Here is a 23,771-nt window from a genome sequence, read left to right as displayed (position 1 = left end):
GACCATAAGTTTTTCCGTTTATGTTGGCGTGTATATTATCTATAGCAAACATTACAAGCGTCTAATCGCATCGTTCAGGGAGAAGTACGAATTCCCATTTCCCTATTCGTTTCATTGTCAGACCGGAATTTTCGGTTCGGTAGCAATCTGCTATTTCTTTATGAAGCTCAGGGCAGGAAGGAAGGCGTTTTTCTTACCGAAAACAAGTGACGTCTATGCTTTCTCTAAGGAAATTCCAAGCGCGAAAATAAGTTGGTTGTCGACTTTGTTTTATTTGTCGCTGCTGTCTTTTTTCTGTCTGACTTTGATTGCCTTGTTTGCTGCCTATATAAAACTCTTTGCATAAAAAAGGGGCCGGATTATCCGGCCCCTTGTTGATGATGTTGCAGGTAATTCTTATTCGGCCTCGGCGGTTTCCACCGTCTGGCGGCGCTTGCGGATCGTGCGCAGCACCGGCGGCACCACCAGTACCGCGACCGCCAGCACCAGCAGGCTCTGGGCAATACCGCTGCCCCACAGAATGCCGTATTCGCCGTTGCTGATCGACAGCGCGCGGCGCAGGTTCTGCTCCAGCAGTTCACCCAGCACAAAGCCCAGAATCAGCGGCGACATCGGGAAGTGCATTTTACGCAGAATATAGCCGAACACCCCCAGCCCGACCATCAGCATCAGGTCGAAGGTGGTGCTGTGCACCGCGTACACGCCGACTGCCGATACGGCGGCGATCGCCGGCACCAGGAACCACAGCGGAATGGTCAGCATGCGGGTAAACAGGCCAATCAGCGGGATGTTCATGATCAGCAGCATCACGTTGGCGATCAGCAGCGCGGCGATCAGCCCCCAGACGATATCGGGCTGTTCGGTGAACATCGCCGGCCCCGGCGTGATGTTGTACAGCGTCAGCGCACCCATCATCACCGCGGTGGTGCCGGAACCCGGTACGCCCAGCGTCAGCATCGGAATAAACGAGCCGCAGGCCGACGCGTTGTTAGCCGCCTCCGGCGCCGCCACGCCGCGGATATCCCCTTTGCCGAAGGTGTCGCTGTTGCCGCTGATTTTCTTCTCGGTCATATAGGTCAGCGCACTGGCGATGGTTGCCCCGGCACCCGGCAGAATGCCGACGAAGAAGCCGACTACCGAAGAGCGCAGGGCCGGGCCGGCGCACTCTTTCGCCTCTTTACGGTTAAACAGCAGCCGCCCGGTTTTACGCACCAGCTTTTGGCCGGCGCCGGTGCTCTCCAGCATCAGCAGGATTTCGCTGACCGAGAACAGGCCGATTACCACCACGATAAACTGAATGCCGTCGGAGAGGTGCACGCTGTCGAAGGTAAAGCGGTAGACGCCGGTGTTGGCATCGACGCCGACCGTCGCCAGCCCGAGGCCGATCAGCGCCGCCAGCAGCGACTTCAGCGGGTTCTGGCTCATCATGCTGCCGAGACAGGCGATGGCGAAGATCATCAGCGCGAAGTACTCCGCCGGGCCGAAGGCCAGCGACCAGCGCGCCAGCAGCGGGGCGAACAGAATAATGCCGCCGATGGCGATGATGGAGCCGATAAACGAGCTGACCGCGGAAATGGACAGCGCCACGCCGGCGCGCCCCTGCTGCGCCATCGGGTAGCCGTCCAGCGCGGTCATGATCGCCGCGGCGTCCCCGGGCACGTTCAGCAGGATGGAGGAGATGCGGCCGCCGTACTCACAGCCGATATACACCGTCGCCAGCAGAATCAGCGCCGATTCCGCCGGCAGCTTCAGCGCGAAGGCCAGCGGCAGCAGGATCGCCACGCCGTTAATCGGCCCGAGGCCCGGCAGCAGCCCGACGATGGTGCCGACGAAACAGCCGATCAGCGCAATAACCAGGTTCTGTGGAATCAGCGCCACCTCGAACCCTTGTGATAAATATAACCAGGTATCCATTATCGTTCCTCAGTTCAGCCAGGCGCCGAGCGGCAGCGTAACGTCGAGCAGGCGGTCAAAGGCGTAATACAGCGCTACGCCCATCACCGCGCCGGAGATCGCCGCCGCCGGCACGCGCGCGCCGAACAGCAGTGCGATGCTGAAGGTCAGCAGGGCGGTAGCCAGCGGAAAGCCCAGCAGCTCAAAACACCAGGCGTACAGCGACAGCGTGATGGTCAGCAGCAGCAGACGCTGCAGGGTGGCGCGGTGCGGCCAGGCCACCACCTGCGGATGGCGCAGCAGCATCAGAACGGCGCACAGCGCCATCAGGCTGAGGATGATCAGCGGAAACGGGCGCGGCCCCAGCGGCTCATAACTGTATTCGCTGTGAATGCCCCAGCCGATATACAGGCCGCCGATGCACAGCAGCAGCCACACCCCGGCAAAAATACGATCGCTCATGGATGCCTCCGGATTACTTGGCCAGGCCGAAGGCTTTCGCCTGTTCACGGTAGTCGCTGACCTGTTTCTTCACGTAGGCGTCCAGCTCTTTGCCGCGCAGGTTGAATTCAAACAGCCCGCGCAGGTCACGCTGCTTTTTGAACTCTTCGGTCTGCTGCAGTTTGGCGAAGGCGTCGGTCCACCACTGGTACTCTTCATCGCTGACCTTCGGCCCCAGGTAGAAACCGCGGATCACCGGCCACACCAGGTTATAGCCCTGCTCTTTAGCCGTCGGCACCTCGGCCAACTGGCCCGGCAGGCGCTCTTCCGAATACACTGCCAGCACGCGGATTTTGTCGCCCTGCAGGTAAGGCACCATTTCGCTCAGGTCGCCGGATACCGCCTGAATATGGTTGCCGAGCAGCGCGGTCACCGGTTCGCCGCCGCCTTCAAAGGCGACGTAGCGCATCTTGCGCGGGTCGACGCCCACTTCACGCGCCAGCAGCGCGGTTTTCATCCAGTCCTGGCTGCCGATCGAGGCGCCGGCGCCGAACACCACGCTGGTGGGATCTTTCTTGAAGGCTTCCATCAGGTCTTTCAGCGTTTTATACGGCGAGTCGGCGCGCACGGCGATCATGCCGTAATCGGTGCCGACCGCCGCCAGCCACTTGACGTCATCCACGCCGTAGCGGCCGAATTTACCCTGCGACAGGTTGAGCAGCGAGCCGCCGGAGAAGGCGACCACGGTGCCGAACTCCGCCGGGCGCTGGGCGACGATGGCGTTATAGGCCACCGCGCCGACGCCGCCCGGCATATAGGTAACGCGCATCGGTTTATTGATGGCTTTGGTTTCCTGCAAAGACACCTGCAGCAGTTTACAGGTCAGATCGAAGCCGCCGCCGGGCTTGGCCGGCGCGATACATTCGGTACGGTCGGGCGCTTCAATGGCGAAAGCCTGATTGGCTGCCAACAGCAGAGCGGTTGCGGTCAGAGTACGGGTGATTATTTTTTTCATTGCCTTCCCCTAGGTATTTTTTCTTTCAGTCTGTGAGAACTCCCGCTGACACGGGGTTGCCAAATTGTTAAAACATAAACCTTTCATTTACCTTTCAACGTACGGGAAAGTTTACAGGATGTGATATGCGTCTCTTGTTAGTGGAAGATCACCCCGAATTATCCCATTGGCTGCAGAAGGCGCTGACCGGCGCCGGCTTCGCCGTGGACGTGGCGTCGGACGGCGTGGTGGCCGACCATCTGCTGTTAAACGAACATTACAGTCTGGTGGTGCTGGACGTGGAGCTGCCGCGTCTCAACGGGCTGGATCTGCTGGCGCGGGTGCGCAAACGCGGTCAGAATCTGCCGGTATTGCTGCTGACCGCCCGCGCTGACGTCAGCGACCGGGTCAGAGGGCTGAATCTCGGCGCCGATGATTACCTGAGCAAACCGTTTGAACTGGACGAGCTGGAGGCACGCATCCGCGCGCTGCTGCGCCGCAGCGTGGGTGTCACCCAGCAGACCCTGCAGTTTGGCGCGCTGACCTACCACGACGACGGCTATTTTCTGCTGGATAATCGGCCCTTGGCGCTGACGCCGCGCGAACTGTCGGTGCTGACCACGCTGATCCACCGGCGCGGCCGGCCGGTCGCCAAGCAGCAGCTGTTCGAGCAGGTGTTTACCCTGTCTGACGAGGCCAACCCGGAGAGCATTGAGCTGTATGTGCACCGGGTGCGTAAAAAATTGCACGGCAGCAATGTGGCGATCGTTACGCTGCGCGGTTTGGGGTACAGCCTGGAGCTGAGCGATGACGTGGTTTAAACCGCCGGCTTCACTGTTCTACCAACTGTTGCTGTTTTTCGGTTTGCCGCTGACGATACTGGGCGGCATCTCTATTTACACCCACTACTTTAGCGCCACCCATGCCGCGACGTTGGCCTACGACCGCACGCTGCTGGCGTCGGCGCGCACCGTGGCGGAGCGGCTGGTGGTGCGCGAGGGCAAGCTGAAGATCGACGTGCCCTATGTGGTGCTCGACAGCTTCGAGCGTAATATGAATGACCAGCTGTATTACGAAGTGATTTCGCCGCAGGGGCGCAGTATCTCCGGCTATGACGATCTGCCGTTGCCGCCGCCGCACCTGGCGCGTTCCACGCTGTACCCGGCGCTGGTGCATTTTTACGACGCTGAATATGCCGGGCGGCCGATCCGCGTCGCCGCGCTCTATCAGCCGGTGAATGAAGGCGGCATGATGGGCATGGCGACCATCCTGGTGGCGGAAACTCTGGAATCGCGCAACTATCTGGCGCGTCAGATGCTGCTGTCCGCGCTGCTCAGTCAGGGGACGGTGGTGGTGTTGACGCTGACGCTGGCGTTTGTGCTGCTAAAAAAGCTGCTCAAGCCGCTGCGTAAACTGTCGAGCGTGATGATGCGCCGCGATCCGGGCGAGCTGACGCCGTTGCCGACCCTGCTGTTGCCGTGGTCGGAAATGCAGCCGCTGCTGCTGGCGTTTAACCGCTATACCGAACGGCTGCGGGTGATGGTGGCGCGTCAGGAGCGTTTCAGCGCCGACGCCTCGCACCAGCTGCGTACGCCGCTGACGGTGCTGAAGACGCAGGTTGGCGTGGCGCTGGCCAGCGATGATCCGCAGCAGTGGCGCGAAAGCCTGCTGGCGATCGGCAAGACGCTGGATAACACCGTGGCGCTGACCGACCGGCTGCTGTATCTGTCGCGGCTGAAGGCGCACGAGCCGCACGGTGAACGCCGGCTGCAGCCGGTCAATCTGGCGCAGGTGCTGCGCGACGCCTGCTTCTCCCGTCTGCCGCAGGCGCGCAGCAACGGTATCGACCTGGGTTATGAAGGGGAGGCGGTGTGCTGGATCGGCGGCGAGGCGCTGCTGCTGACGGAGATGTGCGCCAATCTGCTGGATAACGCGCTGAAGTATACGCCGCGCCGCGGCACGGTGACGGCGCGCCTGAGCGCATTAAATGGAGAAGGCATACTGGAAATCGAAGACAGCGGGCCGGGCATTACCCAGCAGGATGCGCAGCAGGCGCTGCAGCCTTTCCGTCGTCTGGATAATGTGGGCGAGCAGCCGGGCGCCGGGCTGGGGTTGGCGCTGGTGAAGGATATCGCCGCTTATCACGCGACGCGGCCGGAGCTGCTGAGCTCTGCAGAGCTTGGCGGCCTGCTGGTGCGGGTGCGTTTCCGCTTATTGTCCTGAGCCGGCAGGCCGGGGCGGAGACGCCGTTCTCCGCCCCGGCGGCGTCCTTATTTGGATACCGCCGTCTGCGGTTTTTTACGGCCCAGCGGCGTGCGCAGGCGTTGAGAGAGGATCACCCCCAGCAGGGTGATACCGCCGCCGACCAGGTGGTAGGCGTGCAGCTGTTCATGCAGGAACAGCACGGCGATCACCGCGGTGAACACCGGTGCCAGGTTCATAAAGATAGAGGTGGTATTGGCGCCGAGGCGGACAACGCCCTGAATCCACAGGAACGGCGCGATAATCGATGCCGGAATGCCGGCAAACAACACCAGCGACAGGTTCTGACTGTTCAGGCTGACGTCCGGCGCCATCAGGAAGTTCGGCAGTAGCAGCAGCACGCCGAGGGCGATCTGCACGTACAGCGATTGCCAGTTGGACAGAGCAATCGCCCAGCGTTTGGTCAGCACGCCGTACAGCGCGTAGGAGGCGGTGGCGGCAAACATCATCAGTTCGCCTTTGCCGATGCCGTGCTGCAACAGCGCTCCCGGCTGACCGGCGCTCACCAGCCAGATCAGGCCGCATAATGAAGTCACGCTCCCCAGCGCTACGCCGACGGTCGGCGCCACCCGCAGCAGTACGATGCTGATCAGAATGGTCAGCAGCGGGATCAGCGACACGATAATGCCCATAAACAGCGCGCTGACGCTGTGCGCGGCGTAGTAGGCCAGGCTCTGATAGAGCACCATGCCCAGCAGCCCCAATACCAGCAGTTTGCCGCCGTTAGCGCGCACCGTGCGCCAGTTGCGGATCACGCCGGGCAGCACAAACGGCGTCAGCGCGATCAGCGCCAGCAACCAGCGATAGAAAGAGATCGCTGCCGGGTCGATCGCGCCGGCCGACAGTTTGCTGACCACGGCGTTGATGGACCAGATCAGTACCGCTACCAGAGGGAAGAATATGTTCATGATAATTATTCTCAACAACGTACAAAGTGATGCCTAGTTTACGCATGTCTGGTTTATTGCATATACTGAAAACCAGACAAAAATCACCGTAAACAAGACAACCTGCAGGGGAGATAGCGCTATGCCGGAAATCCGTCATTTCTCAGAAACGCTGATCCCGGCGCCGCAGCTGGTGCAGTTTCGCTGTGAGGCGTTCAATGTGCGCACCGAATTTCAGCCGCACAGCCACTCCTGGGGACAGCTGATGTGGGTGACCAGCGGCGTGATGGTCACCCGTATCGGCGGGCAGCGCTTTCTGGCGCCGCCGGAGTTTGTGCTGTGGGCGCCGGCGGGCGTGGAGCACTCCTGTTATAACCATAAATTGGCGAAGTGCCGCATGGTGGACATCGCTCTGCCTTTATGCCGTCAGATGCCGGCAACGCCCTGTCTGGTCAGCGTCACGCCGATTTTCCGCGCCATCGCGGATGATTTCTACGCGCGCGAACAGTATATCCCGCAGAGCCGGGCGGATCTGCGCCTGTGCCGCGTACTGATTGACCAACTCCACCTGTCGCCACGGCAGCAGACCTATTTACCTTCCTCGCAGGATAAGTTTCTGGCGCCGATTCTGGAGGCGCTGGAGCACTGTCCGTCGGACAACACCTCGCTGGCGCAGTGGGCACGGCGGGTCTATACCACGGAGCGCACGCTGTCGCGCCGCTGCCAGCAGGATCTCGGCATGTCGTTCAGCGAATGGCGCCAGCGGCTGCGCTTTCTGCACGCGGTGTCGCTGCTGGAGCAGGGGAAGACCGTGCAGGAGGTGGCGCTGGACGTCGGGTACAGCTCCGCTTCGGCGTTTATCGTGATGTTTCAGCAGATTGCGGGTGCTACCCCCGAACGTTTTCGGCGCGCATAGATATGCGCGCCGGGTTGCCGTTGCGTGCAATGCCGTGACGCAGGCATAACTCGAGTATATGATCGGGCGGCAAATGGCCGTCCTGGGTTGGAGAAAGAAGTGAAGATACTGGTTGATGAAAATATGCCGTATGCGGTTGATCTGTTCAGCCGTCTGGGAGACACGCTGGCGGTGCCGGGCCGCCCGATCCCGCAGGATGCATTGGCGGACGCCGATGCGCTGATGGTGCGCTCGGTCACCAAAGTGAACGAGGCGCTGCTGAACGGCACCCGCGTCGGCTTTGTCGGCACCGCGACTGCGGGCACCGACCATGTGGACGACGCCTGGCTGCAGCAGGCGGGCATTGGTTTTTCCGCCGCGCCCGGCTGCAACGCCATCGCCGTGGTGGAGTACGTTTTCTCCGCGCTGATGCTGCTGGCTGAACGTGACGGCTTCCAATTGCGTGACAAAACCGTTGGCATCGTCGGGGTCGGCAACGTCGGCGCACGGTTGGATGCGCGCCTGCGGGCGCTGGGCGTACGTACGCTGCTGTGCGATCCGCCGCGCGCCGATCGCGGCGACGCCGGTGAGTTCTGGCCGCTGGAAAAACTGGTAGCGGAAGCCGACGTGCTGACCTTCCACACGCCGCTGAATAAATCCGGCCCTTATCACTCGCTGCATCTGGCCGACGCCGAATTGCTGGCGGCGCTGCCGGACAACCGCATCCTGATTAACGCCTGTCGCGGTGCGGTGGTGGATAACGCCGCGCTGCTGCAGGCGCTGGAAAAGGGCAAAAAGCTCAGCACGGTGCTGGACGTCTGGGAGCCGGAACCGGAGCTGTCGCTGCCGCTGCTGGCGCGGGTGGACATCGGCACCGCGCACATCGCCGGCTATACGCTGGAAGGCAAGGCGCGCGGCACCACGCAGGTGTTTGAGGCCTTCTGCCGCCATCTGGGCCAGCCGCAGCAGATTGAGCTGGCCTCGCTGCTGCCGACGCCGGAATTCAGCGAAATCCGTCTGAACGGGCCGCTCGATCAAGGCAGGCTGAAACGTTTGATGCACTTAGTGTATGATGTGCGCCGCGATGATGCGCCGCTGCGCAAAGTTGCCGGCCAGGCGGGCGAATTCGACCGCCTGCGCAAGCAGTATCAGGAGCGACGCGAATGGTCGTCGCTGCGCGTGGCGTGCGATGACGACGCCAGCGCCGAGCTGCTGGCCCGGTTGGGCTTTAGCGTACGCTAAACGGCGCGCGGTTTTAAATATCAGGGCGGTGATGCACCGCCCGTTTGTTTTGCATGTTAATGAAATACTCGGGAGATACCCCAATGTCTGACGGCTGGAATATCGCTCTGCTTGGCGCCACGGGCGCGGTAGGTGAAGCATTGCTGGAATTGTTACAGGAACGTCAGTTCCCGGTGGGCGAACTCTATCCGTTGGCCAGCGAACGCAGCGCCGGCGAAACGGTGCGCTTTAACGGCAAAACCCTGCAGGTGGAAAATGCCGACGAGTTCGACTGGTCGCAGGCACAGCTGGCCTTTTTCGTCGCCGGTGCGGAAGCCTCGGCGCGCTATGCCGTCGACGCCGGCAATATGGGCTGTCTGGTGATCGATAGCAGCGGCCTGTTTGCGCTGGAGCCGGACGTGCCGCTGGTGGTGCCGGGCGTCAACCCGCAGGTGCTGGCCGACTACCGCAACCGGAATATCGTTGCCGTGGCCGACGGCATGGTCAGCCAGTTGCTGACCGCCATCAAGCCGCTGACCGAACAGGCCGGCCTGTCGCGCCTGCACGTCACCACCCTGATGTCGGTGTCCGCCCGTGGTAAAGCGGCGGTGGACGATCTGGCGGGCCAGAGCGCGCGCCTGCTGAACGGTATGCCGGTGGAAGAGGGGCTGTTCGCCAAACAGCTGGCGTTCAACCTGTTGCCGCTGCTGGCGGACGAGCAGGGCAGCGTGCGCGAAGAGCGTCTGATCGTCGATCAGGTGCGTAAGGTGCTGCAGGACGAAGGGCTGCCGATGTCGGTGACCTGCGTACAGTCGCCGGTGTTCTACGGCCATGCGCAGGCGGTGCAGGTGGAAGGGCTGCGTCCGATCGACGCCGATGAGGCGCGTGCCGAACTGCAGGACGCGGAAGATATCCAGCTGAGCGACGAAGACGACTATCCGACCCAGGTCACGGAAGCCTCCGGCAGCGATGCGCTGAGCATCGGCTGCCTGCGCAATGACTACGGTATCCCGCAGGTGCTGCAATTTTGGTCGGTGGCCGACAACGTGCGCTTTGGCGGCGCGCTGATGGCGATTGAAACCGCAGAGCGTCTGCTGCAGGAGCAGCTGTACTGATGTCCGAACCGGCTGTAGCGACCCAGAAAATCGCGCTGGGCATTGAATATGACGGCAGCGGCTATTACGGCTGGCAGCGTCAGCAAGAGGTGCCGAGCGTGCAGGCCTGCCTGGAACAGGCGCTGAGTAAAGTGGCGGACGCGCCGATCACGGTGCTCTGCGCCGGCCGCACCGACGCCGGGGTGCACGCCACCGGCCAGGTGGTGCATTTTGAAACCACGGCGCGCCGTAAGGATGCCGCCTGGACGATGGGGGTCAATACCCATCTGCCGCCGGATATCGCCGTGCGCTGGGTCAGCCCGGTGGCGGAGGATTTCCATGCGCGTTTCAGCGCCACCGCCCGCCGTTATCGCTATGTGATCTTCAACCACCGCTATCGTCCGGCGGTGCTGCAGCAGGGGGTGACGCATTTCTATCACCCGCTGGACGCCGAGCGCATGCAGCGCGCAGCGCAGGCGCTGCTGGGAGAGAACGACTTTACCTCATTCCGCGCCGTGCAGTGTCAGTCGCGCACGCCGTGGCGGAATGTAAAACACGTTAAGGTCACGCGTCACGGGCAGTATATCGTGGTAGATATAAAGGCGAATGCCTTTGTGCATCATATGGTGCGCAACATCGTCGGTAGCCTGATGGAGATTGGCTGCGGCAACCAGGATGAAAACTGGATGGCGGAGCTGCTGGCGTTAAAAGACCGTAATCTGGCGGCGGCCACCGCCAGAGCGGAAGGTCTGTACCTGGTTTCCGTGGATTATCCTGAGCGTTTCGCGCTGCCGCAACCGCCGATGGGGCCGCTGTTTTTAGCCGATGACTAAAGAAGACGCGAAGTTGCGCCAGGCTCCGCCAAGGGGATCCTGCGCGGTGCGTCCTGATTAATCCGCCGGCGGGGGAGACCTCCGGCACAAGAGAGAAGCTATGGACATCATCAAGTTTGTTATTGATTTCATTTTGCATATCGACGTGCATTTGGCTGAGTTGGTGGCGCAGTACGGCATGTGGGTGTACGGGATTTTGTTCCTGATTCTGTTTTGCGAAACCGGTTTGGTGGTAACGCCGTTCCTGCCGGGAGATTCTCTGCTGTTCGTGGCCGGGGCGCTGGCCTCGCTGCCGACCAACGATCTGAACGTGCACACCATGGTGGCGCTGATGGTGGTCGCCGCGGTGGTGGGCGATGCGGTCAATTACACCATTGGCAGGCTGTTCGGCGAAAAGCTGTTCAGCAACCCGAACTCAAAAATTTTCCGCCGCAGCTACCTGGATAAAACTCATCAGTTTTATGAAAAGCACGGCGGGAAAACGATTATTTTGGCGCGCTTTGTGCCGATCGTGCGTACATTTGCGCCATTCGTCGCCGGTATGGGGCATATGTCCTATCGCCACTTCGCCGCCTACAACGTGATTGGCGCGCTGGTCTGGGTGCTGCTGTTTACCTATGCCGGTTACCTGTTCGGCAACGTGCCGGTGGTACAGGAAAACCTGAAGTTGCTAATTGTTGCTATTATCGTTGTGTCAATTTTGCCGGGCGTCATTGAAATCTGGCGCCATAAGCGCGCGGCTGCCCGCCAGCAAAAACAGTAAAAAACATCGCTTAACCTATCGGTTCGACCAGTTTTTTATCTACAGCGTCGGGCCGATATGGTTTAATGAGCGACATTTATGGTCTGTTCCTGCGGACAACCCTGAATTCAGTGCCTTGGTTGCGCGCCTGTCGCGCTGAGTCCCGGGCGCTTTTTCATTGGCTGTTGCTGCGAAGGGATTGTTAAAGCATGAACTGCGAACTGGCGTCTGCCAGGTTCAAACAGAAAGGTCTTCGATGAGCTGGATTGAACGAATTCTTAACAAGAGCAATATCACCCAAACCCGTAAGGCGAGCATTCCTGAGGGCGTTTGGACCAAATGTGACAGCTGCGGTCAGGTTCTCTACCGCGCCGAGCTGGAACGTAACCTGGAAGTCTGCCCGAAGTGTGACCACCATATGCGCATGTCTGCGCGCATGCGTCTGCACACGCTGCTGGACGAAGGCAGCGAAGTGGAAATCGGCAGCGAGCTGGAACCGAAAGACGTTCTGAAATTCCGGGATTCCAAAAAATACAAAGACCGCCTGCAGGCCGCGCAGAAAGCGACCGGTGAAAAAGATGCGCTGGTGGTGATGAAGGGCACGCTGTACGGCATGCCGGTTGTCGCCGCCTCCTTCGAATTCGCCTTTATCGGCGGTTCAATGTCTTCTGTCGTCGGCGCGCGCTTTGTTCGCGCCGTTGAGCAGGCGCTGGAAGACAACTGCCCGCTGGTGTGCTTCTCCGCCAGCGGCGGCGCCCGCATGCAGGAAGCGCTGATGTCGCTGATGCAGATGGCGAAAACCAGCGCCGCGCTGGCCAAAATGCAAGAGCGCGGTCTGCCGTACATTTCCGTACTGACTGACCCGACCATGGGCGGCGTTTCCGCCAGTCTGGCGATGCTGGGTGATATCAACATCGCCGAGCCGAAAGCGCTGATCGGCTTTGCCGGCCCGCGCGTTATCGAGCAGACGGTGCGCGAAAAGCTGCCGCCGGGCTTCCAACGCAGCGAGTTCCTGATTGAGAAAGGGGCGATCGACATGATCGTGCGTCGTCCGGAAATGCGCCAGACGCTCGCCAGCATTCTGTCCAAGCTGACCAACCAGCCGCAGCCGGCGTTTGACGAGCCTGAGCCGGTGGTAGTGACGCCGGAGAATCAGGCGGACGAATAAGGCATGCATACGCCGCGACGGCCTGTTTACGCCGTCGCGGCGCTCAACCGCCGCTGAGTGGCCATGCGGCGGTTGAAACGCAGAGCATCGCCTTTCCCGCGGTGAGGGTGGTGCCCTGATGGATTAATGAACCCAAGTTCAGTGATGGGACTCATGCAAAACCACCAAATTCCTCAAGCCACGTCGCCATTGAGCTCGTGGCTTTACTATCTGGAACGTCTGCACAGTCAGGCGATCGAACTCGGCCTGGAACGCGTGCAAAGCGTTGCAGCGCATCTTGATCTTCTTACTCCGGCCCCGACGGTGTTCACCGTTGCCGGCACCAACGGCAAAGGCACCACCTGTCGCACGCTGGAGGCCATTTTGCTGGCGGCCGGCCTGCGCGTCGGCGTTTACAGCTCGCCGCATCTGGTGCGCTATACCGAACGGGTGCGTATTCAGGGGGAAGAGTTGAGCGAAGCGGAGCACTGCCGCTCGTTTGCCGCCATTGAAGCCGGACGCGGCGACACTTCCCTGACCTATTTTGAATTCGGCACGCTGTCGGCCCTGCAACTGTTCCGTCAGGCCAGGCTGGACGTGGTGATCCTGGAAGTTGGCCTCGGCGGGCGGCTGGACGCCACTAATATCGTCAACCCGGACGTTGCGGTGGTCACCAGCATCGCGCTCGACCACACCGACTGGCTGGGCGACGATCGCGACAGCATCGGCCGGGAAAAAGCCGGTATTTTCCGCGGCGGCAAGCCGGCGGTAGTCGGCGAGCCAGATATGCCGGATTCGATCCGTCAGGTGGCGGAAACGCTGGGGGCGCAGCTGTATCGCCGAGGCGATGCCTGGACGTTCAGCGAGCAGGGCGAGCGCTGGCAATGGCGCAGTGAAGGCACCACGCTGAGCGACCTGCCGAGGCCCAACGTGCCGCTGGCCAACGCCGGTACGGCGCTGGCGGCGCTGCACTATTCCGCGTTGGAAATTGACGAGCGCGCCATTTTCGCCGGGTTGCAGCAGGCGACGCTGCCGGGGCGTTTCCAGACCGTGCAGCAGTCGCCGCGGCTGATCCTTGACGTGGCGCACAATCCGCACGCCGCCGGCTATCTGGCCGGGCGGCTGGCGCAGCTGCCGCACGATGGCGGCAAGGTGCGCGCGGTGGTCGGCATGCTGGCGGACAAAGATATTGCCGGTACGCTGGCCTGCCTGCTGCCGCAGGTGGATGAATGGTACTGTGCGCCGCTGGACGGGCCGCGCGGCGCCAGCGTAGAGCAGCTGGCGCAGCATCTGCCGCAGCCGCGCTCTTTCACCGATGTTGAAAGCGCCTGGCGACAGGCGATGCAGGATGCGGATAATCAGGATATTGTGATCGTCTGTGGATCGTTCCACACCGTCGCGCAGGTCATGGCGGCGTTAGACGAGATGCGGGGAGAGTGAGTGGCAAGTAAATTTCAGAACCGATTGGTCGGTACCGTAGTGTTAGTGGCCCTGGGGGTGATTATCCTGCCAGGTCTGCTGGACGGTAAGAAAAAACATTATGAGGACGAATTCGCCGCGATCCCGCTGGTGCCGAAGCCGGGCGATGCGCGGGAAAACGACGCCATTCCGCCAGTGAGCCAGCCGCTGCCGTCGCAGCCGCCGGCGGGCACCGGGGCGTTGATGGAGCAGCAGGCGGCCAACGAGGCGGCGACGCAGCAGGCGGTGACTCAGCCGCAGCAGAACACCGCGCCGCCGCCGGCGGTGACGACGCCTTCGCCAGCGCCGCAGCCAAAACCGGCTGAGAAAGCGCCGTCCGGTCAGGCCTATGTGGTGCAGTTGGGGGCGCTGAAAAACGCCGCCAAGGTTAACGAGATCGTCGCGTCGCTGCGTCTGTCCGGCTATCGCGCCTTTACCGTGCCGTCTACGCCGGTGCAGGGGCAGATCACCCGTATTTACGTCGGTCCGGACGCCTCGAAGCAGAAGCTGCAGTCGTCGCTGTCGGCGCTCAATTCGCTCAGCGGGTTGAACGGGCAGGTGAAGCCGTACAGCGCGCGTTAACCCCATTCTTCTGCCGCGTTTGCAAGGCGGGGCAGAAGAATCAGCTATGTAGGCGCGGCGATTGAGAATTTTTTTATCGCCGCTTTTTATTTGTAAATTGCGAGGGAAATCCCCTACGCAAACGTTTTCTTTTTCTGTTAGAATTCGCCGCGCATGGGAAATACCCCAGTGCATTCGGGCTGTGGCCGCTGTGCGACAGCCGGAAGGATGAGGGGACGTGCGGGGCATTTCATTATTGGAATGGTCATGGTCTGGATTGATTACGTCATTATTGCGGTAATTGGATTTTCGGCTCTGGTGAGCCTGATCCGAGGGTTTGTTCGCGAAGCATTGTCACTTGTGACATGGGGATGTGCGTTTTTTGTCGCCAGCCATTTTTATTCTTACCTCGCCGTCTACTTCACCCGTTTTGACGATGAACTGGTGCGAAACGGCATCGCGATTGCGATTTTGTTTATCGCGACCCTGATCGTGGGGGCGATAGTGAACTACGTGATCAGTTCGCTGGTCGAAAAGACCGGGCTGTCAGGAACCGATCGGGTGCTGGGCATCTGCTTCGGCGCATTGCGCGGCGTGTTGATTGTCGCCGCGATACTGTTCTTCCTCGACAGTTTTACCGGCTTCTCGCAAAGTGAAGACTGGAAGCAGTCGCAGCTGATTCCCCAGTTCAGCTACATCATCAGGTGGTTCTTTGACTACCTGCAAAGCACGTCGAGTTTCTTACCGTCTCACTTACCGGGGCGGTAGCGGCTTAGGCTTAGAGGAAAAGACAACATGTGCGGTATTGTCGGTATCGCCGGTTTTATGCCGGTAAACCAGTCGATTTATGATGCGTTGACGGTGCTGCAGCACCGTGGCCAGGATGCCGCCGGCATCGTCACCATCGATGCCCATAACGGCTTCCGTTTGCGTAAGGCGAACGGTCTGGTGAAGGATGTTTTTGAAGCACGGCATATGCAGCGCCTGCAGGGTAATATGGGGATCGGCCATGTGCGTTACCCTACGGCCGGCAGCTCCAGCGCCTCAGAGGCCCAGCCTTTTTACGTGAACTCACCGTTCGGCATTACGCTGGCTCACAACGGTAACCTGACCAACGCGCATGAACTGCGGCAGCAGCTGTTTGAAAGCGGCCGCCGTCATATCAACACCACCTCCGATTCCGAAATTCTGCTTAACGTGCTGGCCGCCGAGCTGGATCGTTTCCCGCACTATCCGTTGGAATCCGACAATATCTTTACCGCCGTGGCGGCGGTGCATCAGCAACTGCGCGGCGCTTACGCCTGCGTGGCGATGATTATCGGCCACGGTCTGGTGGCGTTCCGCGACCCTAACGGCATCCGTCCGCTGGTGATCGGCAAACGCGCGCTGGAGGATGGCCGCAACGAGTATATGGTGGCCTCCGAAAGCGTGGCGCTGGATACGCTGGGCTTTGAGTTCCTGCGTGACGTGGCGCCGGGCGAAGCGGTGTACGTGACGGAAAAAGGCCAGCTGTTTACCCGCCAGTGCGCCGAGAACCCGAAAACCAACCCGTGCCTGTTTGAATATGTCTACTTTGCCCGTCCTGACTCCTTTATGGACAAGATCTCGGTATACAGTGCGCGCGTGCGCATGGGCCAGAAGCTGGGCGAGAAGATCGCACGCGAGTGGGAAGATCTGGACATTGACGTGGTGATCCCGATCCCGGAAACCTCCTGCGATATCGCTCTGGAGATCGCGCGTATTCTGGATAAACCGTATCGTCAGGGTTTTGTGAAAAACCGCTACGTCGGCCGCACCTTTATCATGCCGGGCCAGCAGGCGCGCCGCCAGTCGGTACGCCGCAAGCTGAACGCCAACCGTGCAGAGTTCCGCGACAAAAACGTGCTGCTGGTGGATGACTCCATCGTGCGTGGCACCACCTCCGAGCAGATCGTCGAGATGGCGCGCGACGCCGGCGCCAAGCGCGTCTATCTGGCCTCCGCCGCGCCGGAAGTCCGCTTCCCGAACGTCTACGGCATCGATATGCCAAGCGCCAATGAGCTGATCGCCCACGGCCGCGAAGTGGATGAAATCCGACAGATCATCGGCGCCGACGGGCTGATTTTCCAGGACCTGAGCGACCTTATCGACGCGGTGCGTGAGGAAAACCCGGATATTACCCAGTTCGAATGCTCGGTATTCGACGGTATTTACGTCACCAAAGACGTCGATCAGGGGTATCTGGAGTACCTGGAGTCGCTGCGTAACGATGACGCCAAAGCGCTGCGCGGCCAGGCCGAAGCGGAGAATCTGGAAATCCATAACGAAGGCTAAGCCTGCCTCGCCATACCGATGCGCCGTGCACCGCCGCGGCGCATCGTTCCCGCCTGAACCTTGCTTATCCGCCGTGATTACGGCAAAGTTGCTGCGACCCTTGGAATTTTTGGCAGAGACCCTTCATGAAACGACTCATCATCGGCATTTCCGGCGCCAGCGGCGCTATCTACGGCGTACGCCTGCTGCAGGTGCTGCGCGACGTGGCGGAGGTGGAAACCCATTTGGTGATGAGCAACGCCGCCCGGCAGACGCTGGCGCTGGAAACCGCGTTCAGCCTGCGTGAGGTGCAGGTGCTGGCCGATGTGGTGCACGACTCGCGCGATATCGCCGCCAGCATCTCTTCCGGCTCCTTCAAAACGCTGGGCATGGTGATTTTGCCCTGTTCGATCAAGACACTGTCCGGTATCGTCAACAGCTACAGCGACGGTCTGCTGACGCGCGCCGCCGACGTGGTGCTGAAAGAGCAGCGGCGTCTGGTGCTGTGCGTGCGTGAAACGCCGCTGCACCTGGGGCATCTGCGTCTGATGACCCAGGCGGCGGAGATGGGCGCGCTGCTGATGCCGCCGGTGCCGGCCTTCTATCACCGGCCGACCAGCGTGGAAGACATTATCGATCAGACGGTTAACCGCGTGATTGACCAGTTTGACATTGAACTGCCCCAGGATTTATTCACCCGCTGGCAAGGCGCAAATTAACAAACACACCCCCAAATTTGCACATTTGTGCAACAACGCACTGTATTGATGCGCGGCCCGCACTATAATGGGGCCGTTTCACCACGCTCGCTGTTTCATGGTATGGGCATCCTGTCGTTGCCCGTGGCGCGGCCCGAACGGCCGGTTTCATTTTGCGGTTCTCGTCCAGGAAACAGTTTTGCGCAGGGCGGAGCCGTTCCCTCCGTGGCCTGACGCATGCAATGTGGCACGATTACTGCAAATTGATATTGATTCGGTGGGGCACGCTTCCCGCAAGGCATCAAAAAAATAAAATCAATTTGAGGGTAATGTATGAAAAAGCTGGTTAAGGTTCTTCCGCTGGTTATGGCCCTGGCTGCGGCGAACGGCGCATTGGCCGCCATCCCGTCGACGCTGAAGATCGGCACCGATCCGACCTATGCACCATTTGAATCCAAAGATGCCAACGGCGAGCTGGTCGGTTTTGATATCGATCTGGCCAAAGAGTTATGCAAACGCATCAACACCAAATGTACTTTCGTCGAAAGCGATTTCGACGCACTGATCCCATCGCTGAAAGCCAAAAAAATTGATGCCATCATTTCATCGCTGTCGATTACCGAAAAACGCCAGCAGGAAATCGCCTTTACCGACAAGCTGTTTGCTGCCAACGCCCGCCTGATCGCGCCGAAAGGCTCGAAGCTGCTGCCGACGGTGGAATCCCTGCGCGGCAAGAGCGTCGGGGTGCTGCAGGGCACCACGCAGGAAGCCTATGCCAACGCCTACTGGCAGCCGAAAGGGGTGACCGTGGTGCCGTATCAGAACCAGGATCTGGTGTACGCCGATCTGGCCTCCGGCCGTATTGACGCCGCCTTCCAGGACGAAGTGGCCGGCAGCGACGGCTTCCTGAAGCAGCCGCCGGGCAAAGATTACGCGTTTGCCGGTGAATCGGTGAAGGATGACAAATTCTTCGGCGTCGGCACCGGCATGGGGCTGCGCAAGGCGGATACCGAGCTGAAGGCGGCGCTGGATAAGGCCTTTGCTGAAATGCGCAAAGATGGCACCTACGATAAGTTTGCGAAAAAATACTTCGATTTTGACGTCTACGGCGGCTGACCGCCCGTTCGCCTGCCGGTAGCCGTGGCGGCGCAGCGTGCTGCGCCCGCCCGTGGCTGTCCGGCGGGGATTGCTTACGCCTACTGACGACAGGATGAGGTACATGCTGCAAGGTTATTCCCAACTGATATTTGAGGGCGCGCTGGTGACGCTGGAGCTGGCGCTCAGTTCCGTTCTGCTGGCGGTGGCGATTGGCCTGATCGGCGCCGGCGGCAAACTCTCCAAAAACCGTCTGCTGGCCTCGCTGTTCGGCGCCTATACCACGCTGATCCGCGGCGTGCCCGATCTGGTGCTGATGCTGCTGATCTTCTACGGCCTGCAGATCGTGTTAAACAGCCTGACCGAGGCGCTGGGTATGGCGCAGATCGATATCGATCCGCTGACGGCGGGCATTATTACGCTGGGCTTTATTTACGGCGCCTACTTTACCGAAACTTTCCGCGGCGCCTATCTGGCGGTGCCGCGCGGGCAGATTGAGGCGGCGACCGCCTATGGCTTCAGCGGCGGGCAGACGTTTCGCCGCATTCTATTTCCGGCGATGATGCGTTTTGCTCTGCCGGGTATCGGCAATAACTGGCAGGTGGTGCTGAAGGCGACGGCGCTGGTGTCGATCCTCGGTCTGAATGACGTGGTGAAGGCGACCCAGCTGGCGGGCAAGGGCACCTATCAACCCTTCTTTTACGCGTTGGTGGCCGGCGCGGTGTACCTGCTGTTTACCACCGTCTCTAACGGCGTCCTGCTGTGGCTCGAGCGGCGTTACTCATTAGGCGTCAAGAGGGCCGAGCTATGATGGAGATCCTGCAACAGTATTGGCAGTCGCTGCTGTGGAGCGACGGCTACCGTTTTACCGGCGTGGCGGTGACGCTGTGGCTGCTGATAAGTTCGGTGGTGATGGGCGGGCTGCTGTCGATTCCGATGGCGGTGGCGCGCGTCTCTTCCCGGCGCTGGCTACGCTTCCCGGTGTGGCTGTATACCTATGTCTTTCGCGGCACGCCGCTGTATGTGCAGCTGCTGGTGTTTTACTCCGGCATGTACAGCCTGGAGATGGTGCGCGGCAGTGAATTGCTCAATGCCTTTTTCCGCAGCGGGCTGAACTGCACCATTCTGGCGCTGACGCTGAATACCTGCGCCTACACCACCGAGATTTTCGCCGGCGCGATCCGCGCGGTGCCGCACGGAGAAATTGAAGCAGCCAACGCCTACGGCTTTTCGCGCTTCAAACTGTACCGCTGCATTATTCTGCCTTCGGCGCTGCGCACCGCGCTGCCGGCCTACAGTAATGAAGTGATTCTGATGCTGCACTCCACCGCGCTGGCGTTTACCGCCACCGTGCCGGACCTGCTGAAAGTGGCCCGCGATATCAACGCGGCGACCTATCAGCCGTTTTACGCGTTCGGCATCGCCGCGGTGCTGTATCTGGCGATTTCCTACACGTTGATCAGCCTGTTCCGCAAGGCGGAAAAACGCTGGATGGCGCACGTGACTCACCGATAAAAAACGGAAGAACATCATGTCTGAGATTAAATTAGCCGTCAGCGATCTGCACAAACGCTATGGCGACCATGAGGTGCTGAAGGGCGTATCGCTGGCGGCCAACGCCGGTGACGTGATCAGCATCATCGGCTCTTCCGGCTCTGGCAAGAGCACCTTTCTGCGTTGTATCAACTTTCTGGAGCAGCCCTGCGCCGGCAGTATCAGCCTGAATAATGAAGATATCCGCATGGTGCGCGATAAAGACGGCCAGCTGCAGGTGGCCGATAAAAAACAGCTGCAGCTGCTGCGCACCCGGCTGACGATGGTGTTTCAGCACTTTAACCTGTGGAGCCATATGACGGTGCTGGAAAACGTAATGGAGGCGCCGGTGCAGGTGCTGGGGCTGAGTAAACAGGAGGCGCGGCAGCGCGCGGAGCGCTATCTGGACAAGGTCGGCATCGATCAGCGGGCGCGCGCCAAGTATCCGGTGCATCTCTCCGGCGGCCAGCAGCAGCGCGTTTCCATCGCCCGTGCGCTGGCGATGGAGCCGGAGGTGCTGCTGTTTGACGAACCAACGTCGGCGCTGGATCCGGAGCTGGTGGGCGAGGTGCTGCGCATCATGCAGCAACTGGCGGAGGAGGGGAAAACCATGGTGGTGGTGACGCACGAAATGGAGTTTGCCCGCCATGTCTCCAATCAGGTGATTTTCCTGCACCAGGGGCTGATTGAAGAACAGGGGCCGCCGGCGCAGCTGTTCGATAACCCGCAAAGCCCGCGCCTGCGGCAGTTTCTGTCAGGAGCGCTGAAGTAATCCCACGGCGGCGCGGCGGCTAGGCCGGCGGCTGAATCACCGATGCCAGCGCCTGCTCCAGGTCGACATACCGGAAGCGGAAGCCGGCATCTTCCAGCCGCTTGGGCACCGCGTGCTGGCCGCCCAGCACCAGCACCGCCGCTTCGCCCATCATCAGCCTGATCGCCCAGGCCGGCATGCGCAGCCAGGCCGGACGCCCCAGCGTTTTGGCCAGCAGGGCGGCAAACTGTTCATTATGCGCCGGATAGGGGGCGACCATATTGAACGGGCCGCTCAGAGTGGGGGGGTCGAGCAGAAACAGAATGCCGCTGACCATATCGTCAAGATGAATCCACGGCAGATACTGCCGGCCGTTGCCGATCGGGCCGCCAAGTCCCAGGCGGAAAGGCGGCAGCATCTTCGCCAGCGCGCCGCCGTGCGGGGCCAGCACCACGCCGGTGCGCAGCAGGCACACCCGCGTGCCGTTACTTTGCGCCCGCAGCGCCAGCGCTTCCCAACGCTGACAGAGCCGGTGAGTGAATTCGTCGTGCGGCGCTTCCTCTTCGGTCACCACCGCCTGATCCTGATCGCCGTAATAGCCCACCGCAGAACCGGAAATCAGCACCGCCGGCGGCCGTTCGCTGACGTGGATCAGCGCCGCCAGCCGTTCGGTCAGATCCCAGCGGCTGTGGCACAGGCGCGCCTTCTGCGCTTTGCTCCAGCGTTTATCGGCGATCGGTTCGCCGGCCAGATTAATGACCGCGTCAATGCCGTCGAGGGACGGCTTATCCTGCAGTGAGGGCCAGTAGTCGACATGCTCGCCGAACAGGCCGCGTGCGCGCGCCACGTCGCGGGTCAGCACGCTCACCGAGTGGGAAAGGGCCAGCAGACGCTGCGTCAGGCGGCGGCCGATAAGCCCGGTCGCGCCGGTAATCAGGATATGCATGGTGGATACTCCCCCTGGCGGCCCTGCCTGGCGCGTTTACCTTTCCCGACGATAGCTCATGGTCATCGACACCGAATCGGCGTAGCGCAGGGCCAGTAGTTTATCGATCTCTACCTCAGCATAGGTCACCCACGGATGTTGTTTCACGATATCGAGCACATCCTGGGTTAATTTTTCCAGCAGCGCGAAGCGGTTATCTTCCACGTGACGGATGATGGCCTTGGTGATGGTGCGGTAGTTGAGCGCGTCGGCGATATCTTCGCTGTTGCGTGCCTGGTCGGCCGGGTAGTGGATCTCGACGTTGATCAGTACATCTTGCCGGTTGTTAATCTCTTCTTCCTTGATCCCGATAAACGTGCGCAGCCGCAGGTTCTTTATGCGAATGACGGCGTCGGGTTGGCTAAATGACATCAGCGGTTCTCCATATAATCTGATTATTTGCGTCCAGAATACACGGAAAGTAGGGAAATGATAACGGCGTGGGGGGAAACTCTGCCGGCTGCGGCAGGAAACCGCGCCGGCAGGGGAAGATTACGCCGGATCGGCCAGCTTGTAGGCGCGTTCGGTGGCCGGACGGTTGCTGATGCGTTCGAACCAGTTGCGTACCGCCGGGAAGTCGGCCAGATCGATGCGCTGGCGTGGATGAGAGACGACCCACGGATAGGTGGCGATATCGGCAATGCTGTAGTTGTCGCCGCCGAGATACGGGTGTTTCTGCAGTTCGGCTTCCAGCACGCCGTACAGGCGTTTGGTTTCCAGATGATAACGCTCGATGGCGTAAGGCACCGGCTGCGGCGCGTAATGGTTGAAGTGGTGATTTTGCCCGAGCATCGGCCCGAAACCGGCAACCTGCCAGAACAGCCACTGCAGAGTGGCGGCGCGTTCACGCAGGCCCTTGCTCAGCAGTTTGCCGGTCTTCTCCGCCAGGTACAGCAGAATTTCGCCGGATTCAAACAGGGAAATGGGGTCGCCGCCGTCTACCGGCTGCTGATCGACAATGGCGGGAATTTTATTGTTCGGGGAAATCGCCAAAAATTCGGGGTTGAACTGTTCGCCGGCGCTGATATTGATGGGATGCAGGCGGTAGGGTAAGCCCACTTCTTCCAGAAACAGCGTGATCTTGTGACCGTTGGGAGTAGGGGCGTAATACAGGTCAATCATACTCTAATACTCCTTGTAAAACATCATGATAAGATGAAGCATGAACCAGTCGGCAGCGTGTGAGCCATGAGATCATTCTTATACTGTTGCGCCGGTTTGTCCATTAAACCCGGCGGCGCGTCAGCGTCGATCGCAGACGACCCGCAGTCCAGCTTAGACGATCATCGCCATTTTCGGAAATTGGCCGCCCCTGTTGGCGCGTGTTTTTTTAACCGTCTGTTCTACGCTAAAATAGCGCCTGTTTCGCAGAAAGGAGGAAAGGGGATGAAACTGATGTTTGCCTCGGACCTGCACGGTTCGCTGCCGGCGACGGCCAGGGTGCTGGAGCTGTTTGCACAACAGGGCGCCGACTGGCTGATTTTGCTGGGCGATTTGCTGAATCACGGCCCGCGCAACGCGCTGCCGGACGGTTACCAGCCGGCGCAGGTTGCCGAACAATTGAATCGCTATGCGCAAAAGATCATCGCCGTTCGGGGCAATTGCGACAGCGAGGTCGATCAGATGCTGCTGTCTTTCCCGATGGATGCGCCTTGGCAACAGGTGCTATGGCAAAAAAGACGATTGTTTTTAACCCACGGTCACCTTTATCATCCCTCCGCACTGCCGCCGTTATCGGCCGGGGACGTGCTGGCTTACGGCCATACGCACCTGCCGCAGGCACAGCGCTGCGGGGAGATTTATTGCTTTAATCCGGGGTCAGTCAGTTTGCCTAAAGGCGGCTTTCCGGCCAGCTACGGCATGCTGGAGGACCAGACTTTGCGCGTGGTCACGCTGCACGGCGGCGAGGTTGTTGCAGAGGCGGCATTAACGCACTAATTTATACACACAATAAGAATCATTGAATACGGCTAATTGGTCAACCAGCGC

25 protein-coding genes are annotated in these 23,771 nt (G+C 60.5%); 18 read left to right on the top strand and 7 right to left on the bottom strand.

Features of this window, described 5'->3' with window-relative positions; genetic code table 11:
• Positions 1-396: 396 nt before the first annotated feature.
• The 3 genes from CLM71_RS16650 to CLM71_RS16640 are packed head-to-tail and all read right to left on the bottom strand — an operon-like array spanning position 397 to position 3,349.
• Positions 397-1,914, bottom strand: a complete 1,518-nt coding sequence (locus CLM71_RS16650) for a tripartite tricarboxylate transporter permease (protein ID WP_105231971.1) — start codon at positions 1,912-1,914, stop codon at positions 397-399.
• Between the two features lie 9 nt (positions 1,915-1,923).
• Positions 1,924-2,355, bottom strand: a complete 432-nt coding sequence (locus CLM71_RS16645; protein WP_105231970.1) for a tripartite tricarboxylate transporter TctB family protein — start codon at positions 2,353-2,355, stop codon at positions 1,924-1,926.
• A gap of 13 nt (positions 2,356-2,368) precedes the next feature.
• A complete protein-coding gene (locus CLM71_RS16640) occupies positions 2,369-3,349 on the bottom strand; it encodes a tripartite tricarboxylate transporter substrate binding protein (protein WP_105231969.1) in 981 nt (326 codons plus the stop codon).
• Between the two features lie 125 nt (positions 3,350-3,474).
• On the opposite strand from CLM71_RS16640, the gene tctD reads away from it, so the two are divergent.
• Together tctD and CLM71_RS16630 are read left to right on the top strand one after the other, a co-directional pair.
• On the top strand, positions 3,475-4,149 hold the full coding sequence (gene tctD, locus CLM71_RS16635; RefSeq protein ID WP_105231968.1) for a transcriptional regulator TctD: 675 nt from the start codon (positions 3,475-3,477) through the stop codon (positions 4,147-4,149).
• The gene (locus CLM71_RS16630; RefSeq protein WP_105231967.1) at positions 4,136-5,551 is read left to right on the top strand and encodes a sensor histidine kinase; all 1,416 of its coding nucleotides are present in this window, start codon (positions 4,136-4,138) and stop codon (positions 5,549-5,551) included. The genes tctD and CLM71_RS16630 overlap by 14 nt, the downstream gene beginning before the upstream one ends.
• 47 nt (positions 5,552-5,598) lie before the next feature.
• On the opposite strand, the gene CLM71_RS16625 is transcribed toward CLM71_RS16630, so the two are convergent.
• Positions 5,599-6,498 (bottom strand): DMT family transporter, encoded by a 900-nt coding sequence (locus CLM71_RS16625; protein ID WP_105231966.1) that lies wholly within the window; start codon positions 6,496-6,498, stop codon positions 5,599-5,601.
• 121 nt (positions 6,499-6,619) lie between these two features.
• On the opposite strand from CLM71_RS16625, the gene CLM71_RS16620 reads away from it, so the two are divergent.
• The 15 genes from CLM71_RS16620 to hisP all read left to right on the top strand — a co-directional run bounded on the left by CLM71_RS16620 (position 6,620) and on the right by hisP (position 20,818).
• Complete coding sequence (locus CLM71_RS16620; RefSeq protein WP_105231965.1) at positions 6,620-7,393, top strand: helix-turn-helix domain-containing protein; 774 nt, start codon at positions 6,620-6,622, stop codon at positions 7,391-7,393.
• Between the two features lie 99 nt (positions 7,394-7,492).
• Positions 7,493-8,614, top strand: a complete 1,122-nt coding sequence (pdxB, locus tag CLM71_RS16615) for a 4-phosphoerythronate dehydrogenase PdxB (protein ID WP_105231964.1) — start codon at positions 7,493-7,495, stop codon at positions 8,612-8,614.
• Between the two features lie 83 nt (positions 8,615-8,697).
• Positions 8,698-9,708, top strand: a complete 1,011-nt coding sequence (locus CLM71_RS16610) for an aspartate-semialdehyde dehydrogenase (protein ID WP_105231963.1) — start codon at positions 8,698-8,700, stop codon at positions 9,706-9,708.
• Positions 9,708-10,520 (top strand): tRNA pseudouridine(38-40) synthase TruA, encoded by an 813-nt coding sequence (gene truA / locus CLM71_RS16605; RefSeq protein ID WP_105231962.1) that lies wholly within the window; start codon positions 9,708-9,710, stop codon positions 10,518-10,520. Before CLM71_RS16610 ends, truA begins: the two co-directional genes overlap by 1 nt.
• Before the next feature lie 100 nt (positions 10,521-10,620).
• On the top strand, positions 10,621-11,283 hold the full coding sequence (locus tag CLM71_RS16600; RefSeq protein ID WP_105231961.1) for a DedA family protein: 663 nt from the start codon (positions 10,621-10,623) through the stop codon (positions 11,281-11,283).
• Positions 11,284-11,518: 235 nt separating this feature from the next.
• A complete protein-coding gene (gene accD, locus CLM71_RS16590) occupies positions 11,519-12,430 on the top strand; it encodes an acetyl-CoA carboxylase, carboxyltransferase subunit beta (RefSeq protein ID WP_105231960.1) in 912 nt (303 codons plus the stop codon).
• Between the two features lie 153 nt (positions 12,431-12,583).
• Positions 12,584-13,849 carry a bifunctional tetrahydrofolate synthase/dihydrofolate synthase gene (folC, locus tag CLM71_RS16585; RefSeq protein ID WP_105231959.1) on the top strand — a complete coding sequence of 422 codons (1,266 nt, stop codon included), beginning with the start codon at positions 12,584-12,586 and terminating at the stop codon, positions 13,847-13,849.
• Entirely contained in the window at positions 13,850-14,449 is a 600-nt protein-coding gene (dedD, locus tag CLM71_RS16580; protein ID WP_105231958.1) for a cell division protein DedD, read from the top strand.
• A 246-nt stretch (positions 14,450-14,695) separates the two neighbouring features.
• Positions 14,696-15,196 (top strand): colicin V production protein, encoded by a 501-nt coding sequence (cvpA, locus tag CLM71_RS16575; RefSeq protein ID WP_015673187.1) that lies wholly within the window; start codon positions 14,696-14,698, stop codon positions 15,194-15,196.
• A gap of 27 nt (positions 15,197-15,223) precedes the next feature.
• Positions 15,224-16,741, top strand: coding sequence for an amidophosphoribosyltransferase (gene purF / locus CLM71_RS16570; RefSeq protein WP_105231957.1), 1,518 nt, complete (start codon positions 15,224-15,226; stop codon positions 16,739-16,741).
• A gap of 125 nt (positions 16,742-16,866) precedes the next feature.
• Positions 16,867-17,439, top strand: a complete 573-nt coding sequence (locus CLM71_RS16565) for a UbiX family flavin prenyltransferase (RefSeq protein WP_105231956.1) — start codon at positions 16,867-16,869, stop codon at positions 17,437-17,439.
• Between the two features lie 312 nt (positions 17,440-17,751).
• Positions 17,752-18,534 carry a lysine/arginine/ornithine ABC transporter substrate-binding protein ArgT gene (gene argT, locus CLM71_RS16560; RefSeq protein WP_105231955.1) on the top strand — a complete coding sequence of 261 codons (783 nt, stop codon included), beginning with the start codon at positions 17,752-17,754 and terminating at the stop codon, positions 18,532-18,534.
• Positions 18,535-18,637: 103 nt separating this feature from the next.
• Positions 18,638-19,324 carry a histidine ABC transporter permease HisQ gene (locus CLM71_RS16555; RefSeq protein ID WP_105231954.1) on the top strand — a complete coding sequence of 229 codons (687 nt, stop codon included), beginning with the start codon at positions 18,638-18,640 and terminating at the stop codon, positions 19,322-19,324.
• A complete protein-coding gene (locus tag CLM71_RS16550) occupies positions 19,321-20,028 on the top strand; it encodes an ABC transporter permease (protein ID WP_105231953.1) in 708 nt (235 codons plus the stop codon). Before CLM71_RS16555 ends, CLM71_RS16550 begins: the two co-directional genes overlap by 4 nt.
• 16 nt (positions 20,029-20,044) lie before the next feature.
• Entirely contained in the window at positions 20,045-20,818 is a 774-nt protein-coding gene (gene hisP, locus CLM71_RS16545; RefSeq protein ID WP_105231952.1) for a histidine ABC transporter ATP-binding protein HisP, read from the top strand.
• A gap of 19 nt (positions 20,819-20,837) precedes the next feature.
• Here the strand turns inward: hisP and CLM71_RS16540 are convergent, their stop codons facing one another.
• From CLM71_RS16540 to yfcG, 3 genes are all read right to left on the bottom strand, one after another.
• Complete coding sequence (locus CLM71_RS16540) at positions 20,838-21,743, bottom strand: TIGR01777 family oxidoreductase (RefSeq protein WP_105231951.1); 906 nt, start codon at positions 21,741-21,743, stop codon at positions 20,838-20,840.
• Positions 21,744-21,779: 36 nt separating this feature from the next.
• The gene (gene folX, locus CLM71_RS16535; RefSeq protein ID WP_105231950.1) at positions 21,780-22,154 is read right to left on the bottom strand and encodes a dihydroneopterin triphosphate 2'-epimerase; all 375 of its coding nucleotides are present in this window, start codon (positions 22,152-22,154) and stop codon (positions 21,780-21,782) included.
• Positions 22,155-22,274: 120 nt separating this feature from the next.
• Positions 22,275-22,904, bottom strand: coding sequence for a GSH-dependent disulfide bond oxidoreductase (gene yfcG / locus CLM71_RS16530; RefSeq protein WP_105231949.1), 630 nt, complete (start codon positions 22,902-22,904; stop codon positions 22,275-22,277).
• Between the two features lie 264 nt (positions 22,905-23,168).
• Between yfcG and yfcE the strand changes: the two genes are divergently transcribed.
• Positions 23,169-23,720, top strand: coding sequence for a phosphodiesterase (gene yfcE, locus CLM71_RS16525; RefSeq protein WP_105231948.1), 552 nt, complete (start codon positions 23,169-23,171; stop codon positions 23,718-23,720).
• Positions 23,721-23,771: the final 51 nt, after the last annotated feature.

It is taken from the genome of Serratia sp. MYb239 (assembly GCF_002966855.1).
Taxonomy (GTDB): domain Bacteria; phylum Pseudomonadota; class Gammaproteobacteria; order Enterobacterales; family Enterobacteriaceae; genus Serratia_B; species Serratia_B rhizosphaerae.
Note: the sequence above shows the minus strand (reverse complement) of the source record. Positions and strands in the feature narration are given on the sequence as shown.

Bases quoted from the DNA above. Each gene is read 5' to 3' on its own strand.
- CLM71_RS16650 (WP_105231971.1), bottom strand. From the start codon at position 1,914: ATGGATACCTGGTTATATTTATCACAAGGGTTCGAGGTGGCGCTGATT.
- CLM71_RS16645 (WP_105231970.1), bottom strand. From the start codon at position 2,355: ATGAGCGATCGTATTTTTGCCGGGGTGTGGCTGCTGCTGTGCATCGGC.
- CLM71_RS16640 (WP_105231969.1), bottom strand. From the start codon at position 3,349: ATGAAAAAAATAATCACCCGTACTCTGACCGCAACCGCTCTGCTGTTG.
- tctD (WP_105231968.1), top strand. From the start codon at position 3,475: ATGCGTCTCTTGTTAGTGGAAGATCACCCCGAATTATCCCATTGGCTG.
- CLM71_RS16630 (WP_105231967.1), top strand. From the start codon at position 4,136: ATGACGTGGTTTAAACCGCCGGCTTCACTGTTCTACCAACTGTTGCTG.
- CLM71_RS16625 (WP_105231966.1), bottom strand. From the start codon at position 6,498: ATGAACATATTCTTCCCTCTGGTAGCGGTACTGATCTGGTCCATCAAC.
- CLM71_RS16620 (WP_105231965.1), top strand. From the start codon at position 6,620: ATGCCGGAAATCCGTCATTTCTCAGAAACGCTGATCCCGGCGCCGCAG.
- CLM71_RS16610 (WP_105231963.1), top strand. From the start codon at position 8,698: ATGTCTGACGGCTGGAATATCGCTCTGCTTGGCGCCACGGGCGCGGTA.
- truA (WP_105231962.1), top strand. From the start codon at position 9,708: ATGTCCGAACCGGCTGTAGCGACCCAGAAAATCGCGCTGGGCATTGAA.
- CLM71_RS16600 (WP_105231961.1), top strand. From the start codon at position 10,621: ATGGACATCATCAAGTTTGTTATTGATTTCATTTTGCATATCGACGTG.
- accD (WP_105231960.1), top strand. From the start codon at position 11,519: ATGAGCTGGATTGAACGAATTCTTAACAAGAGCAATATCACCCAAACC.
- folC (WP_105231959.1), top strand. From the start codon at position 12,584: ATGCAAAACCACCAAATTCCTCAAGCCACGTCGCCATTGAGCTCGTGG.
- cvpA (WP_015673187.1), top strand. From the start codon at position 14,696: ATGGTCTGGATTGATTACGTCATTATTGCGGTAATTGGATTTTCGGCT.
- purF (WP_105231957.1), top strand. From the start codon at position 15,224: ATGTGCGGTATTGTCGGTATCGCCGGTTTTATGCCGGTAAACCAGTCG.
- CLM71_RS16565 (WP_105231956.1), top strand. From the start codon at position 16,867: ATGAAACGACTCATCATCGGCATTTCCGGCGCCAGCGGCGCTATCTAC.
- argT (WP_105231955.1), top strand. From the start codon at position 17,752: ATGAAAAAGCTGGTTAAGGTTCTTCCGCTGGTTATGGCCCTGGCTGCG.
- CLM71_RS16555 (WP_105231954.1), top strand. From the start codon at position 18,638: ATGCTGCAAGGTTATTCCCAACTGATATTTGAGGGCGCGCTGGTGACG.
- CLM71_RS16550 (WP_105231953.1), top strand. From the start codon at position 19,321: ATGATGGAGATCCTGCAACAGTATTGGCAGTCGCTGCTGTGGAGCGAC.
- hisP (WP_105231952.1), top strand. From the start codon at position 20,045: ATGTCTGAGATTAAATTAGCCGTCAGCGATCTGCACAAACGCTATGGC.
- CLM71_RS16540 (WP_105231951.1), bottom strand. From the start codon at position 21,743: ATGCATATCCTGATTACCGGCGCGACCGGGCTTATCGGCCGCCGCCTG.
- folX (WP_105231950.1), bottom strand. From the start codon at position 22,154: ATGTCATTTAGCCAACCCGACGCCGTCATTCGCATAAAGAACCTGCGG.
- yfcG (WP_105231949.1), bottom strand. From the start codon at position 22,904: ATGATTGACCTGTATTACGCCCCTACTCCCAACGGTCACAAGATCACG.
- yfcE (WP_105231948.1), top strand. From the start codon at position 23,169: ATGAAACTGATGTTTGCCTCGGACCTGCACGGTTCGCTGCCGGCGACG.